Source organism: Paenibacillus sp. EB106-04-04-XG159, from assembly GCF_058791835.1.
Window position 1 is genome coordinate 26602 of record NZ_JBYTDY010000002.1, and the last position, 15805, is coordinate 42406.

A 15805-nucleotide genomic window follows, 5' to 3' on the forward strand; every position below is an offset into this window, starting at 1 on the left:
TATTCAGATTCATTTCTTCTTTAATGCCAAGGCTTCTACGAATGTACAGAACAGCAGCTTGACATGCGTATAGTAAACTATGCTTATCGCTTAGTCTCCGCTTAGTACGGCAACTCGGACTTGATAATAGAATCGCTGCCAAGCGGGAGAAGCTTGCTTGAGATGCGGATGCTCACGAAGAAAGGCGTCCATCGCTGCGCGCTCCTCTAATGAGAGGTTATGCTGCTGCGAATCAGCGCTCTCTGGACGCACTTCATCTCTTTGCAACGGCTTATCAGGCTCATAGGCCATATGCTACAGCTCCTTTCAAACGGGATGATCACTAATCCTCATGCGCCCAGCTTCTGCGTAGTGTGAACAGCTCCCGCAGCTGCTCGGTGGACATTTCCGTGATCCAGTTCTCACTGCCGGTCACGATTGAATCGCTTAAGCCCTGCTTCAGCTCAAGCATCTCATCGATTCGCTCTTCCAGCGTACCCAGCGTAATGAACTTGTGTACTTGAACATCTCGCGTCTGGCCAATCCTAAAGGCGCGGTCTGTAGCCTGATTCTCAACGGCCGGATTCCACCAGCGATCAAAATGAAACACATGATTGGCCGCAGTAAGGTTCAATCCCGTACCACCAGCCTTGAGTGAGAGAATGAAAATAGAAGGCGTGTCAGCAGAGTCAGTATTCTGAAAGTCCGTGATCATCTCATCGCGCTTCTTCTTAGGAACGCCGCCGTGCAGAAATAGAACTTGTTCACCTGTATGCTGCGATATCGTGCGCTGCAGCCATTCGCCCATGCCGACAAATTGAGTGAAGATAAGGCATCGGTCTCCCTCCGCTCTTAGCTCTTCGATCATATCCAACAAGCGTTCCACTTTATTGGAGCGGGATACCCATGGTTCATCCGTTTGCCCTTTCAACAACAGATCAGGAAGATCGCATACCTGCTTTAGCTTGGTTAGAGTAGCTAGGATGAGCCCTCTTCGTTCCATTGCTGTTAGGCGATCGATCTTGTCGAGCATATCTTGAATAATACCTTCGTACAATGTGCCCTGTTCGACCGTTAATGGGACATATACTTTCATCTCATTCTTGTCGGGCAGATCGAGCTGGATGGCAGGATCCTTCTTAATACGTCGGAGCAGAAACGGATTAATCAGCTTCTGTACCTGTTGAATCGCATCAGCATTTCGATCGCGTTCAATCGGTAGAATGTACCGTTGTCTAAACTCATTCAGACTTCCAAGATAACCGGGATTAATAAAGTCGAAGATCGACCACAATTCAGTTAAACGATTCTCGATCGGTGTACCCGTTAATGCGATGCGGTGCTGAGCTTCCAAGCGGCGAACAGCGGCTGATTGCTTCGTGTATACATTTTTTACGTTCTGTGCTTCGTCCAGACACACACAGCTCCAAGTTAGCTGGGCCAGATCATCCTCATCCAACTGCGCTGTCGTGTACGAGGTCAGTACGAGATCTGCATCTTCAACATCCTGCACGAAATCAGGTCCGTGCTTGCGGTTGCTGCCGTAGTGAATGTAGATGCGCAGACTAGGGGCGAAGCGCTCCAGCTCCTTCTGCCAGTTCCCGAGAACTGAGGTCGGACAGATTAGAACAGCGGGACTTAACAGCTGGTTCTGTCCGCGAAGCACGAGTAAATAGTTGATAAATTGAATCGTCTTGCCGAGTCCCATATCATCTGCCAGACACCCTCCAAGTCCAAACTGTCGGAGGAAGAGCAGCCAGGATAAGCCTTCGGTCTGATATTTGCGAAGCGAGCCTAGGAAGCTCTCAGGAGCCTGAATGAGCGGCAGTGATTGCTTCTGCTGGAGCATAGCGATCATATCGGTTAACGCTTCATTTAGCTCAATCTCGAACTTGAAATAGGCTTCGTCATCGCGATCCAACACGGCATCTTCGTCCCAGCTGTTCATGTCATCCTGCAGCACCATTTCAAGCACTTCTCTGAAACTTAGGCCGCGTTTCTTGCGCACGCGGTTCATAACAGCGCGGATTCGAGCCAACGTCGCCGGGTCCAGCTCGATCCAGCGATCTCGAAACCGCACGAGCCGCTGCTGCTGCTGTGCCAGCTGCTCCAGCTCGTCTGCGGTCAGCGTCATGTCGCCGACCGCAAATTTCCAGTCGAAGTCGAGAAGCTGCTGTATTCCGAGCATAGAGTTTCCCGCTGAGCCGGTTGAAGACTTCATCTTGGCTTTCATCCGCAGCTTACTGCGCTTTAACGATTCCCACCATGAAGGAAGGTAGACAGCCGTGCCTTCTGCGAGAAGGCGAGCGCTGTATTCGGAAAGAAATTTCCATGCCTCATCGTTAGATAGCTTATGGCGAAGCCGTTCAGGATACTCGTTGTCTGTTAACTCGGGGAGCTGCAGCGCCCACATGCTTAAGCTCTTATCCACACGCTCCTTGATGTATGGCTCCCAATGCGCTGGAATGCGATGTTCTTCCGACGTACTGTTATCCGCAGTGATGGAAATGCTGTTGTCCCACGAATCGTGACCCAGTCGAAGGAGACGCTCGGGCTGCTCCTTATCCTGCAGGACGAGCTCAAGCGTCCAGCTGTGCTCATCGCCATATGGCTCCATCAGACGCAAGCCTGTGCGGAATGGCAGCGGATCTTCCTTAATCCCCAAGGAGACAAGCCAATCTTCTTCGTCACTCTGCCACGGAGCGCGTCTATCTATCTCCATGAGATCCGCCTGATCCGGCAGCATAGGCTGTTCGGAACGCAAGCTGCTCCATGCGGAATCGAGAGGCTCATACTGCTCGATAAGCTCTGCTATGATCGCATCCAGCCATATATGCACGGGTCCGAGTTCCAGCCGCTCCGCTTCCTGCCATAGGGATGCAGCAGTCCCGACTAGAGCTTCTGGCAGCGTGAGCTTCCAGCCAAATGAACCTTCATTCCATTTATCGATATCAGGAGTGTACCAGCCGTGCTTAAGAGTTTCGCGCAGCAACGATGCGATACGCATTAGCAGCTGTACTTCATCGCTCCAATGAATAACAGCCGCTTCAATCGGCGATGCATCACAGAAGTAATGCATCGCCATGAGCGGCGGTACGATGAAGCCTTCCATGCCTCGCTGCTCGCGAATCTCCAGCATCGTACCGTAGCAGGAAGGCGCGTGCCAGCCGAATAGCAGGTGCTTGAAGGCGATGGGATTATGCCCGTATTCAAGCTCTTTCCAGAGAAAGACACTGCCGTTATCCAGCACCTTGCAGCGGGGAGCGATTGGTTTAGTTGTTATCATCAAAGGAGCTTTCCTTTCTTGATTTCTTCTTGAAGCGCACGCAGCCTCGAGTACTGGTGCGAAATATATTGTATATACCGCTCCCAGACAGGGACGCGGTTCAGCGTCTTATAGATCTGCTTGAGCTTCTTCATCAGCCTCACCGCGTCGCGATATGCATCACGGTTTCGCCCTGCAATCGCGCGTTCAACGGCCTGATGATACAGGGGCAGCAGCAGTTCACGCTCCTGCTGTTCCAGCTGCCGCAGCATATCCTTGTTGATCTCCCGCGGCGAGATGCAGCGGTACAAGTGAATATCAACCCAGGTTCGATACAAGCCTTTCTTCATTAGGTACTCACAATAGTACCAATAGGTATGATGAAGATAGTTGGTCATCACTTGATGCCAGGCTTTCGTATCCGACTGATGCTCAGCACCTTGACTCCATGCCCGCATAAACACAGCCCAGTCATTGCGTGAAGCGCGTTCCATAGCTGGCATCACCAAGTGGATCCAGCGGAGCAGCGTTGACCACTGGCTCCGGTCAGCGTGGTAATACATAATTCTCCAATAGTATACCAATTTGTCCTGCGTTCCAACGGCCTGCAGACGATCAATGGCCGCAGCATCGAGTCCTTGCAGTACTTCCTGCCAAGCTGCGATTCGCTGCATGTATCTCCAAGTCTTGCTCTCAGGTACAGCGTGTCGAAGATTGGCTTCAATTCTACTATATTCGACTTCCTGCCAATCGGCCTGCCTCAGCAATTGCTCCCATAGCAGCTGGTAGATGGATGTCCAATCCATGCCGGACCGTTCAATATAGGCTTCGCTGTCGATCACATATTGCTTAATTGACGCTACCGCCTGCGGATAGCTGCGGTATGCTTCCTCAGGCGATAATTGCTCAAGCAGCTGCTCCATTTCCTGCAGGGCGACCATATATTGATCGTCCATCTTCCACTGGATTCGAACAAATGACCAGTCCGACGATTGACCATTCATATTGCGATCAATGGCCTGCAGCAGAAACAGCTGAACGTGAAGCTGATATAGCAGCCTTATAGTCGGCTCCCAAGTATCGGAGTTGGCATACTCATAATAAGCTTGTGCCGTATGCGCAATTGAAGTATCAATGACATCTTCCTTGAAGTCAAAGTTAGCGGCAAAGAAAGCATGCCACTCCGCTGGCGAATGTGTTGGAAGAGGGAGAACAGCGCTGTCGATAATCTTTTTAGGTGTACGAAATAGCGTAGTGTTCGTATTAGCCATTACATCGGGAATAGCAGGCACAGCCGGCGTTGCAGCGATCTGAGGCTTCTCCTCCTTCAGCCACTGGTGGTACTGGCGACAGGAAGCCAGGAAGGTTGCTGAATGATAACCGTACATATTGTAAGCTTGAAAGAAAGCGGCAGCCAGATGGCGGCACAACGGACCGCTGTCACAGGAACACTTGCTCAGGCTTACTGTTTCCGTATGTAATAAGACCTCATAGGCCTGTTTATCCCTCACATCCGCCTTTATAAAGGAATTCTCCTCGGGCTGAAGCGATACAATTGCAAATCTTCGAAACAAAAACCAACCGCTCTCCAACACATCCAAGTCGATCTGAGTACGGACTTGTTCTGCGATATGTGCGATTCGGTCTCTCATTTGAGTCATGTGAACATTTCCTCCGGACTTGATCAGAGTAGTGTCATCCCGTTCGGACGTCTATTAACAAGAATAACAGCCATTGTAAATAAGGTCTACCAGCTAGTATAAACCTTTATCTGCGCTCTTAACAAAATATGCAATAAGGAATGTAAAAAAAAGCCTCTTTCACTTAGTCAGAACAAGACTGTCATGAAAGAGGCTGTTGTTATTATGGCTCGACCGGCAATCGATCAGGCAGCTGTTGTACGAAACTATCGGATAAATTCAATAATTGCAAGGCGCGATTGAATTCATCATTTGAGGTATGAATCGGCGCTGTACTATTTTCTTTCAGAGGGTATTCCGTTCGATCTTCATAGCCGCTCCCTGACACAAGCAAGGTCGTATCGTTCAGATAGGAGCCAGATGGCAAATAATATCGCTGAGGCAGGAGATTCGTATTCTGATTCAATAAATCGAGTCCGAAATGGATCTGCTCATCCAACGAAACTCCCATCAGATTAGCAACCGTAGGCAGGATGTCAACTTGACCGCCTGTCTGCTCAACGGTTTCGGGTGCAATCCCTTCCCCGATGATCATCAATGGAATATTGATCATATCAGCATATCCATACTCGTGACCGTAGATCTCAGCCATGAGATCCTTCTCATGGTTATCGAGCGAGTAGATAGGTAGTCCAAGGTGATCCCCATAAATGACTACCAAGCTATCCTCCCAGATCCCGCTCTCTTTCAAATCGGCAATAAATTGGCCTAATGCTTTATCGGCATAGCTCTGAGCTCGAATATAATCTCCAACTAATGTATCATTATAGCGTTCCGGGAGCTGGACTTGCGGTTTATCTTCCGGAATGGTAAATGGGTGATGGGCGGTCATGGAAATGATCTGCGCGTAGTACGGCTGGTTTGACGCCTGCATCTCCTTCAGCTTGTCAGTTGTCTTGCGATAAAGCACTTCGTCCGAGGAACCGAAGAATACTTTGTCCTCATCTTTGAAATATTCAGCGTCATAATAAGTATCGAAGCCAAGCGCGTCGTACATTTCTTTGCGATTCCAGAACTCGACTACGTTCGTATGGAAAGTAGCGGTCTGATATCCCTCGGCACTGAGCATCTTCGGCATGCTAGGCAGCTGTTTGTTGGCATACTCCCCGGATGCTGCACCCGAGCGAGGAATATACATAGATGTATTGACGACGAATTCCGCATCGGAAGTATTGCCTTGCCCAACCTGTTGATAGAAATTAGGGAAGTACAAGCCTTCTCCCATCAGTTTGTTCATGTTAGGAGTAATTTCTTGACCCTCAATCTCTAATCCCAGAAGGAAGTTCTGAAAAGATTCCATCTGAATAACGATTAAGTTCTTGCCTTTGGCAGTACCTGCTAGACGAGGATTGGCCACCGGCGATATGCCTTTAAGTTCATCGATATCAGCTTGATTAATCTGTTCGACAGGCACAACTTCCGGTTCTTTATTTTTGGACAATATCGTGTACGCTTCGTAATTCAGAATTCCCATCTGCTCTGCTTTCACGATCTCATTCATGCTGGCTCTGTTAGGAAGCACATTGAACAGGCACAGGAACAGCGATACGGCGAAAATGGCAGGCACGAAGCCTTTTCTGCCTTTAACAGCATTAGCTTTACGCCATTGCTTCGCTTTATCGCTGCGGAACAGCCAAACCGCTAATACGATGATATCAATGAAGATGAGCAGGAAGTAGGGGTCCATAAGCGAGAATACACTGTTACTAACCGCTGTTACCTGATTCACTTGCTCAAGCGCATGATATGTAGCGATGACGCCGTAATATTTGTAGTACATAATAACAGCGAACAGGATCCCGGTCAGAACGAGATTCACAGTTAGATAAATGGGGATCTTTCGCTTCGTTGCAAACCACTCAATGGCGCAGAACAACAACCATATGAAGGGAAGTTCCTTTACAATTATCGTCCAAGAAGATCCATCCTCAAAAATAACGAACCACGCTAAAGCACTCTTCAGGAGCAATACAATTGTAAATAGGATAAATGGATGAACAATCCACCGCCATCTCGGCGTTAGTCGTAACAAGGTAAACACCTGCCTTAATGTGATCGAAATCTTATCATGTTGTAGAGTTTGACCGAACTCCAGTTTACAATATTTATTGTTGATTTTGACACATTCCTATTAATAAATGCAAGTGATAATAATGTTATTAAATGTTGAAAAATAACTATATGAAGCAAAGCCGCCCGATTCCAGTGGAATCAAAGCGGCTCATATATCGGGCTTGCTTGTTATCAGTCTTCGTCTTCCTCCTCATCGTCATCATCGTCGTCGCTATCATGTTTGTCTTTTTTCTTATCTTTCTTCTTATGCTTCTTCTTATCTTTCTTGTGCTTTTTCTTATGGTCTTTATCATCGTCGTCGCAGTCGTCATCGTCATCATCATCATCGTCGTCATCATCGTCATCGTCTTCACAGCCGCAATCGCACTTGTCTTTCTTCTTGTGCTTCTTCTTGTGTTTTTTATGTTTCTTTTTCTTCTTATCTTTATCCTTTTTCTTATGATCATCATCATCGTCGTCGCAGTCGTCATCGTCATCATCATCATCATCATCGTCGTCATCGTCTTCACAGCCGCAATCGCACTTGTCTTTCTTCTCGTGCTTCTTCTTGTGTTTTTTATGTTTCTTTTTCTTCTTATCTTTATCCTTTTTCTTATGATCATCGTCATCGTCATCATCGTCGTCGCAGTCATCATCATCGTCAGTTTGATCTTCCAGGTCTATCTCGAATTTCTTGCCGCAGAGCAGCTCAACTTCCACTTCTTCAACGGAATCCCAGTCGATATCGGACATCCAATCCAGTAGAGCATCGTCCTTCGAATCCTTGCAACCCTCACTCAACAAGTCTTCGTAGCAGAATTTACTTGTGTTACCGTCCTCGTATTCGATTTCGATTTCCTCGATCTCGTCAAACCCGTAGCGGTACAGTTCGGATTTACACTTTTCGTATTTACCCAACCGAATCAATTCCTCTCATAGAAGATCGAAACTCTATAAGTTTCATTGCTATTCTATGATGCTAACTCCTATATGTTTGGGTATATGAATGAGGCTAATCGTGGATGTTTAGTTTTCTGACTACAAGCTGCTAGACAAGTACATCCGTATATTTTCCCTATTAGCTTATACTCGCCCTTCCTCATTGTTGCTAGAAATCATATTTTAATGCATCTCTACGAAAGACAAGGAGCGAACCTTATGAAGGGATTGATTCTTTGTGCAGGTAAAGGCACTAGGCTCCAACCTTTTTCGAATGACATCTCGAAAGCTCTGCTTCCGGTAGCGAACAAACCACTTATTCATTATAGTATCGAAAAACTAATCGCACTGAACATCAAGGACATCGGTATCGTGATCCAATCCGCGCAGGAAGCGATGTTTCGCCAATGTGTAGGTGACGGCAGTATATGGGAAGCCAACATTACCTACTTGTATCAAGAAAAACCGCTTGGAATCGCTGACGCTGTTAAACGAGCGGAAGTATTCACCGGCTCTGATTCTTTTATACTGCTCCTCGGGGACAATATGATCGAACAGTCTCTAGCTGGCCTGCAGACATCCATCTTGGATAAACGCCATGATGGTGCTTTGCTGCTTGGAGAGGTAGAGAAGCCTCAAGATTACGGCATTGCAGAGATTGCTGATCAACGCATTATCGGCCTGGAAGAGAAGCCTCTCTATCCGAAGTCCAATCTAGCGATATTAGGCGCATATGCATTTACTCCTAATATATTTGACGCGATTCATGCAATTGCTCCTTCAAGAAGAGGCGAATATGAGATTACGGATGCCATTCAGTGGTTGATTGATCGGCAGTTTTCGATTGCATATGATGTGACGGAGCTGTCGCATACGGATGTAGGTACGATTGAACGCTGGCTGGAGGCTACCCGTTGGGTTCTACAATCATATTCTGCACAAGAGCTGGAAGATTCCTATGAGCATGTGAAGCATTGTACGGTGATACACCCAGTCATGATTCACCCAAGCAGTCATGTGAGTGATTGCGTGATAGGTCCCTATACCGTCATTGGTCCAAATGTAACGCTAGAGAGATGTCAGATTAAAGGCAGCATCATATTGGATGGTGTAACTCTTTACCAGCGTGAAATTACAGATGCCGTCGTAAGCGAGCATCATGCGGTGTCAATTGCTCGGGGGGCAGATGTATGAACATTTTGGTTATAGGTGTAGGGTATGTAGGAACGACTACTGCGCTGTTGTTTGCAGAGCTGGGCTGGAATGTGGTTGGTGTAGATGCGAATGAACGCAAGATTCAAGAATTAGAGAATGGCGTATTACCATTTCATGAACCGGGCTTGGATACATTGCTGAAGAAGCATATCGAATCTGGAAAACTATCATTCAGCACGAATCTGTCCGAAGCAGTTAAACAGCATGACGTGATCTTTATCTGTGTAGGTACGCCTTCCATGGAAGACGGAGGAGCGGATCTGCAGTATGTGCGCCAGGTGGCAGCAACGATCGGTGCTTCAATGGATGAATATAAGCTTCTGGTAACGAAGAGTACGGTACCAGTCGGTACTCAGCGGCAGGTCTTGAAGTGGATCAGCGAGGCGCAGCCGCGGCCTATTCCGTTCGATGTAGTATCGAATCCGGAATTTCTGCGAGAAGGCAGTGCGATGTATGATGCCTTTCACCCTGATCGGATCATAATCGGCAGCGATACAGAAGCAGGCGCTGAGCAGCTTAAGAGATTGTACCGCGATCTGGAAAGCCCTTATCTCGTGACTTCTCCGGCAACAGCGGAAATGATCAAATATGCTTCTAATTCATTCTTGGCTGTCAAGATTTCATTCATGAATGAACTGGCAAGGTTATGTGATCAATTAGATGTGTCCATTTCTGATGTAGCTGAAGGAATGGGGTACGATGCGCGTATTGGCAGGTCATTCCTGCGCGCAGGCATTGGATTCGGAGGCTCCTGTTTCCCGAAGGATGTGAAGTCGCTTCTGCATACGTCTAAGATGCTTGGAGAACCTTTGCGCCTTCTGCAGGATGTTATAGCCATTAACGAAACGCAATACATTTATGTGCTTGAAAGGATGTTGAAGCGGCTTGGATCGTTCCAAGGGAAACAGATTGCCGTTCTTGGGCTTTCCTTTAAGCCAGGAACCGATGATATGCGTGAAGCGCCTTCCTTATCGATCATCTCTTATCTATTGAAGCATGGGGCAATCGTTCAAGTGCATGATCCCGTCGCTCGAATGCCCGCTCAATTGTTAACGGACAACCTTGCCCAGTTTACTGATCTGCAGGATACGCTTAGTGGAGCAGATGCAGTGATCATCTGCACGGAATGGCCTGATTACGCTGATGCGGATTGGGCTTCATTGAAGCAGGCTATGAAGCAGCCGCTATTGTTTGACGGCAGAAATATGCTCAAGCGTGAGCAGCTTCAAGCTTTGGGCTATACGTATGTAGGAATCGGAAATGGGTGACGGTAATGAAGACGATATTGGTAACAGGTGCAGCGGGCTTTATAGGCTCGCATCTATGTGAAGAACTGCTTAAGAATGAATCGATTCAAGTCATTGGGCTGGATGCCTATATTGATCTGACGACGCCCGTATGGATCAAGGAAAGGAATGTGGCGGAGCTGCTTAAGCACCCTCGATTTACGCTTCATGCTGCGGATATGATGACAACTTCCTGGGAGAAATTGCTGCCTGGGGTAGATGTCATCTATCATTTAGCGGGCATGCCTGGCGTAAGATCGAGTTGGGGAAGCGACTTTGTTCATTATGCCAACTATAATATTGTAGCTACGCAGCGACTGCTGGAAGGATGTAGAGCACATCCAATCAACAGATTGATCTTTGCATCTACATCATCTGTTTATGGCGAGAAGAAGGGGAAAGTAGATGAGTCTGCTATCCCCGAACCACTCTCGCCTTATGGTATTACGAAATTGACATGTGAGCACTTATGCCGTGTGTATGGCGAGGATCACGGTATTCCGATTGTCGTCATGAGATTCTTTACGGTTTACGGTCCACGTCAGCGACCGGACATGGCTTTTCATCGCTTTATTAAGCAGATGATTGAGGGGAAGCCGATCACGCTGTACGGAGACGGCAGCCAGAGCAGAGACTTTACTTATGTGGAAGATTGTGTGCGCGCAGTTGCAGCAGCTGCGGATGCTAAGGGAATTGTCGGACATACGATTAATATCGGGGGCAAAGAACGGGCGTCAGTAAATGAATGTATCGCGATATTGGAAGAGCTGCTCCAGAAGAAGGCGAAGGTGGAATCGGCAGGCGCTGCAGTAGGCGAGCCTAAGAGCACGTGGGCCGACATTAGCAAAGCCGAGCAGCTGCTTGGTTATTCACCGACAGTGGACTTGAAGTCTGGGTTAGCGAAAGAGATCGCTTATGTAAGACAGCTGTACTGATCCCTTCCCATCGCGTTGAATCCAAACCATGCCCGAGCTAAGGAGCCCGGGCATGTTTGTGATGGCTATATATGCGGTTCACGTCCATACCGATAATATATCTTGCGCTACCCGATCCCAGGTAAATCGCTGCTCTGCCAGTTTTCTTCCGCGCAGTCCCATTTGCTGGCATTGGTCCATGTTGGAGAGCATCTTATCCAGCTTATCGGCATATTCGAGCGGATTGTAAGGATCTGTAACGAGCATGCCGTTATCGTTCAGGATAACCTCAGGATTGCCGCCTCTTGCTGTGGTGATGAAAGGAAGTCCTGCAGCCATCGCCTCATAATGGACCCGCGCCAATGGCTCATCCCAGATCGACGTACAGACGAAAATGTCCGCTGCACAGAACCAACGATGAACATCATGAGCGTCTACATAGCCTGTAGTCAGTACAGGCAGCTGCGAGCGAGCTGCCAAGGCGCGAACGTAGGCGATATAATCGCTGACCCGGTTATCGGAATACCAAGCCCCGCCGACAACGACAAGCACGGCATCCTGATGCCGTAAATGCGACATGGCTCGAACGAGCACATGAGGTCCTTTATTGCGTGACAATCGACCGACGAATAAGATGACCTTCTTAGATCCTATCTGGTGCTCTGACCTGAGCGCTTGTCGATTCTGCTGTGACGTTTGTGATTCCTTCCATGGCGCGAAACGATCCAGATCCACACCTGAGTATATCGTTCGAAGCTTCGGCTCAGCCTGCGGATAATAGCGCGCGATTTCTTGGCCGATGAAGCTGCTGATCGTGATGATCTGTTCAGTCGTCTTAATCACGGCCTCCCCTTCATCTTGGCGAAGCTTGGTCGGATTGAACATATCATTATGCATACTTAGAATGATTCGCGAGTTAGGAGCTGATTGACGGACAGGGAGAACCATGCGCGGACGGTTGAAGATGTGAATGATATCGAAATGCTCTCCACAATAGTTCAGAAAGTCGACGACCCCTTCAGCGTATACATCAAATACACCTTCTGACGGAACCCGGACATATCGAATTCCATTCACCGTTTCATCGGGAAGGAGTTCTGGATCTGAGCGGCCAAGTATCGTTAGTCGATGATGTCGTCCAAGCTGCTGGGCGACTCCGCATATATAGGTTTGAATAGCGCCGCCGCGAATGTTAGGAACAGGCAGCTTCTCGGTACATATCATCAGCACATTCATATGTTATCGTCCTCCTTTCGTCACGCCATTTTGCGTCTAATCCGGCTTCTTCTATTGGATGACGCTGATCTTCTGGTTGCCAGGCGCTTTCTGTTCGCAAGTCGGCCGTTACCCTTGCGGGCGGTATTGCCTGCGACTCGACGCTTCGGTTTCTTCTTTCCTGCGCCGCTGATGCGCTTGCGAACTGCGGCTTTGGAGCGAGGCCGCTGTTTGCGCTGCTTGCGGCGCTTTGCTGCAGGTCGAGCAGTAGTTCCACGCGGAAGCATGAGCAATGGAAGAACAGCAGGATCAGGCAGCGGAGGATCTGAAACAGCAGCTTCTTGTGAAACTAGTGAAGGAGGCGGATCGTCAGAGTTAGATGATTGTTCCGGCTCGAATGATCCTGCAATGACGGGGACGCGCCCTTGCTTGCCTGTGGAGATAAGCTCGGAATCAGGCACTTCGATGTCCCATGGAAGCGGATCATTCTGCGGCACATAGTTGCCAGGGGGATACTTGTCACGATCGTTCATCAGCTCCTGCAGAACCTGCCACTTGGTGCTTTCAGTGGTGAGCACTCGCTGCAGGATCGGAGCCAGCTCCAGATTCATGAAGTTAACGGGATCGAACACCATTTCCTTCACATGCTTGTAGAATTCATTCGGGAAAGCCATATCGATCCAGAGCAGGTCGAACATTTCCTGATCGATCGGATTGCCTCTGTTATACGCTTCAATCATGCCGCGAATCCAGGTGATGTCCCAGGTGCCCATATCGTCCATGGTGCTGGTCATCAGCTTGCGGAGATCGCGGAACGGCAGATCATAGGCAACGCCGTCAAGGTCGATAACCCATATACCGCCTGGTCCCATCTGACCGTTGGACCAGCCATAGTCTTGATGCGCGAGACCCCAATAAGACTCGCCCATGGCTATCATGCTGGAATAAGCCGAGGTTTGAAGACGATCGAGCGTTTCTCGCGCCTGCCGCTCAAATTCATCTACGACTTGAAGCAGCGGTGCGCTTGCAGCTGTTTCAGGATATGCCTCCGCGATATCGCGGAACCAGCCGATCTTGGTCAAGATCTTCTGATAATGCTTCGGCCATGTATACAGACGTGAGGATTTCGCCGCCCCATGCGGGGGGACATAGTTCTTCGACCATAGATGGAATTCGCCGAGACCTTGGCACAGCGCGGATGCGCCTTCTAGGTCAATCTTCGAGGCTTGTATTAGAGTATCGATCCAATCGGTGACGATCCATGCCTTGCCTCCAGCCTCGACATAGAGCTGGTTGTCGATGGTCGGGATAAGCGCAGGAACTCTCGCTCCCTGCTCTACTAGATATTGCTGCGCGCCGACGCTGAATAAGCTGCGCTGCGGGGTGCGATGCAGCACCTTGATACTGCGCGGCCCTTTATCGGTATCTATGCGCCAGATCGCTCCGCCTTTGTCTGGCTTGGAAGTGATTAGCACCATCTGCGATGCGCGCATATCATACTGTTCCATTACCTTCCACGCCAATGCTTCCAATTCTGGCGGCACGTACTGCTCAAGTACCGTTCCAGCCGCAGGTCCATCTTCGGCTCCCGGGGTGGTCATAAGGTGATCCCAAGGTACAATCTGATAGGATTCAGAACCTATTGCCTCCAATCCTATACCCTCCAATCTTGCAAACTCACACTCCCGATAAGCTCATTCCCACTTAGCGCTTCACAGGGAATACTGCTGAAGAATCATATGGAGTGCGCTGCTTTTTTATTTGTGAGCAAGGCATGTTCGTAGACGTCCATCACTTTCTTGGCGACGTTAGAGATGGGGTAGCGCTCTTCAATATGTCTTCTGCCCCAGCGTGACAAATTGGCTTTATCCTCTATGCTCATACTTAATACGCAATCGATCTGATCGATCAGCATCTCTCGAGTGAGAGGTTCAGGCGTGATGGAATGGTCACCGAACCAGCTGTCCCATGCCTTCGACGAATTGGCGAATTGAATCGCTCCGAGAAAGCCCCGACTCCCAATGGCTATGAAAGGGCGCATGCAAGCCATAGCTTCTATCGCAATGCGTCCAGTGCCGATGGCGCAATCACATACAGCATAATAGCTGCGCATGTTGAGCGCTTCGCCGGCAAATGTGATGAATGGCTGACCGCTCATCTGCTGCTTCTGATTAGCAAGCGCGATGATCTCCTGTTCTTCTCTGCCGCCGCCTGCAATGATGAGATGCAGCTGAGGGTACTTCTGCTTGCGCAAGCTTGCCGCGGCATGGATGAGCTCCTTGCATATGTCAGCTTTTTCCCAAGCCAGCCGACTTGCATAAACGATAACCTGCGCGCTTGACGATATTCCCATCTTGCCGCGAAGATGATCTCTATAATCGGGGTTGAATGCTTGATACTCCGTGATATCTACACCGTTTGGGATTAACAGAGAATCGATATTGTTCGTTAACAGCATGCGTTCGACCGCTGGACTTACACTGATCACCATGGATTCGCGGATTTCCTCCAACTGCTTCGGTTCATAATAAGTGCCGTGAACGGTGAACACAAATGGGATTTGGGCATCATCAGCCGCTTTCTTGGCCAGCTTGCCAGAAGGGAATTGATGCGCATGAACAAGTTGAATCTGTTCCGCTTCGATGATCGAAGCCAGCAGGTTCAGCAGCTCCGGGTAGTAATCGACATTCGGCTCATAATTGTTCATGACGAAGTCAAGCTCGTATACGGGGCAGCCTAGTCCGATAAAGGGATGAAGCAGCTTTCCTTTCTTGCTGGCAATGACGACCTTAACACCTTGACGAAGCAATTCGCGAGTAAGGGACAAGGTGTAGGTTTCAGTACCGCCAACATTTAATTGATCGATAACCATGAGAACATGCAAGGAATGAGACAGGGGATAGGCCGAGGAGGTGATTACAGGGGTTGAACGCGCTAGCACGGGTATTTCCGGCGTTATCTCCGATCTTGAAGGGAGCTCGGAACTTCCATTAGCAGATGCAAGCTTTTTGGCTGCCGGAGGTGCTGTCTTATTCGAAGATGTCCGTTTAGCTTTAGTCACGCATTCACATCCTTTCCGCAGGCGCGATCATATATTTATATTCATATGTTCAACTGCCATGGCTGACATGTACAAACGTGGAACTCCATGAAAATGATGTATTTCCATAGTTGTCCGCGTGTCGCCGCTAGAAGGGGAGAATATAGTGCAGTAATGACTGGAGCATGTATAGCGCATAA

11 protein-coding genes are annotated in these 15805 nt (G+C 48.8%); 3 read left to right on the top strand and 8 right to left on the bottom strand.

Features of this window, described 5'->3' with window-relative positions; translation table 11 throughout:
* Nucleotides 1-90: 90 nt before the first annotated feature.
* From AC3WTP_RS02380 to AC3WTP_RS02400, 5 genes are all read right to left on the bottom strand, one after another.
* On the bottom strand, nt 91-291 hold the full coding sequence (locus AC3WTP_RS02380) for a hypothetical protein (RefSeq protein WP_492392989.1): 201 nt from the start codon (nt 289-291) through the stop codon (nt 91-93).
* Nucleotides 292-322: 31 nt separating this feature from the next.
* The gene (locus AC3WTP_RS02385; protein ID WP_492392990.1) at nt 323-3265 is read right to left on the bottom strand and encodes a DEAD/DEAH box helicase; all 2943 of its coding nucleotides are present in this window, start codon (nt 3263-3265) and stop codon (nt 323-325) included.
* Nucleotides 3265-4905: an SWIM zinc finger family protein gene (locus AC3WTP_RS02390; RefSeq protein WP_492392991.1), complete on the bottom strand. Its 1641-nt coding sequence runs from the start codon at nt 4903-4905 to the stop codon at nt 3265-3267. The genes AC3WTP_RS02385 and AC3WTP_RS02390 overlap by 1 nt, the downstream gene beginning before the upstream one ends.
* 202 nt (nt 4906-5107) lie before the next feature.
* Complete coding sequence (locus tag AC3WTP_RS02395; protein ID WP_492392992.1) at nt 5108-6976, bottom strand: LTA synthase family protein; 1869 nt, start codon at nt 6974-6976, stop codon at nt 5108-5110.
* Nucleotides 6977-7188: 212 nt separating this feature from the next.
* Nucleotides 7189-7914: a hypothetical protein gene (locus AC3WTP_RS02400; RefSeq protein ID WP_492392993.1), complete on the bottom strand. Its 726-nt coding sequence runs from the start codon at nt 7912-7914 to the stop codon at nt 7189-7191.
* 240 nt (nt 7915-8154) lie between these two features.
* Here AC3WTP_RS02400 and AC3WTP_RS02405 point away from each other — a divergent pair, with 240 nt between their 5' ends.
* The 3 genes from AC3WTP_RS02405 to AC3WTP_RS02415 are packed head-to-tail and all read left to right on the top strand — an operon-like array spanning nt 8155 to nt 11371.
* Nucleotides 8155-9129: a sugar phosphate nucleotidyltransferase gene (locus tag AC3WTP_RS02405; RefSeq protein WP_492392994.1), complete on the top strand. Its 975-nt coding sequence runs from the start codon at nt 8155-8157 to the stop codon at nt 9127-9129.
* Nucleotides 9126-10418 (top strand): UDP-glucose dehydrogenase family protein, encoded by a 1293-nt coding sequence (locus AC3WTP_RS02410; RefSeq protein WP_492392995.1) that lies wholly within the window; start codon nt 9126-9128, stop codon nt 10416-10418. The genes AC3WTP_RS02405 and AC3WTP_RS02410 overlap by 4 nt, the downstream gene beginning before the upstream one ends.
* Nucleotides 10419-10423: 5 nt before the next feature.
* Nucleotides 10424-11371 (top strand): NAD-dependent epimerase/dehydratase family protein, encoded by a 948-nt coding sequence (locus tag AC3WTP_RS02415; protein WP_492393321.1) that lies wholly within the window; start codon nt 10424-10426, stop codon nt 11369-11371.
* A 78-nt stretch (nt 11372-11449) separates the two neighbouring features.
* On the opposite strand, the gene AC3WTP_RS02420 is transcribed toward AC3WTP_RS02415, so the two are convergent.
* The 3 genes from AC3WTP_RS02420 to AC3WTP_RS02430 all read right to left on the bottom strand — a co-directional run bounded on the left by AC3WTP_RS02420 (nt 11450) and on the right by AC3WTP_RS02430 (nt 15626).
* On the bottom strand, nt 11450-12586 hold the full coding sequence (locus AC3WTP_RS02420) for a glycosyltransferase family 4 protein (protein ID WP_492392996.1): 1137 nt from the start codon (nt 12584-12586) through the stop codon (nt 11450-11452).
* A 20-nt stretch (nt 12587-12606) separates the two neighbouring features.
* Nucleotides 12607-14217, bottom strand: a complete 1611-nt coding sequence (locus AC3WTP_RS02425) for a CotS family spore coat protein (RefSeq protein WP_492392997.1) — start codon at nt 14215-14217, stop codon at nt 12607-12609.
* Between the two features lie 83 nt (nt 14218-14300).
* Nucleotides 14301-15626 carry a glycosyltransferase gene (locus AC3WTP_RS02430; RefSeq protein ID WP_492392998.1) on the bottom strand — a complete coding sequence of 442 codons (1326 nt, stop codon included), beginning with the start codon at nt 15624-15626 and terminating at the stop codon, nt 14301-14303.
* Nucleotides 15627-15805: the final 179 nt, after the last annotated feature.

Excerpts from the sequence above, each read along its gene's own strand:
- AC3WTP_RS02415 (WP_492393321.1), top strand. The coding sequence starts at position 10,424 with ATGAAGACGATATTGGTAACAGGTGCAGCGGGCTTTATAGGCTCGCAT.
- AC3WTP_RS02420 (WP_492392996.1), bottom strand. The coding sequence starts at position 12,586 with ATGAATGTGCTGATGATATGTACCGAGAAGCTGCCTGTTCCTAACATT.
- AC3WTP_RS02390 (WP_492392991.1), bottom strand. The coding sequence starts at position 4,905 with ATGACTCAAATGAGAGACCGAATCGCACATATCGCAGAACAAGTCCGT.
- AC3WTP_RS02380 (WP_492392989.1), bottom strand. The coding sequence starts at position 291 with ATGGCCTATGAGCCTGATAAGCCGTTGCAAAGAGATGAAGTGCGTCCA.
- AC3WTP_RS02405 (WP_492392994.1), top strand. The coding sequence starts at position 8,155 with ATGAAGGGATTGATTCTTTGTGCAGGTAAAGGCACTAGGCTCCAACCT.
- AC3WTP_RS02410 (WP_492392995.1), top strand. The coding sequence starts at position 9,126 with ATGAACATTTTGGTTATAGGTGTAGGGTATGTAGGAACGACTACTGCG.
- AC3WTP_RS02385 (WP_492392990.1), bottom strand. The coding sequence starts at position 3,265 with ATGATAACAACTAAACCAATCGCTCCCCGCTGCAAGGTGCTGGATAAC.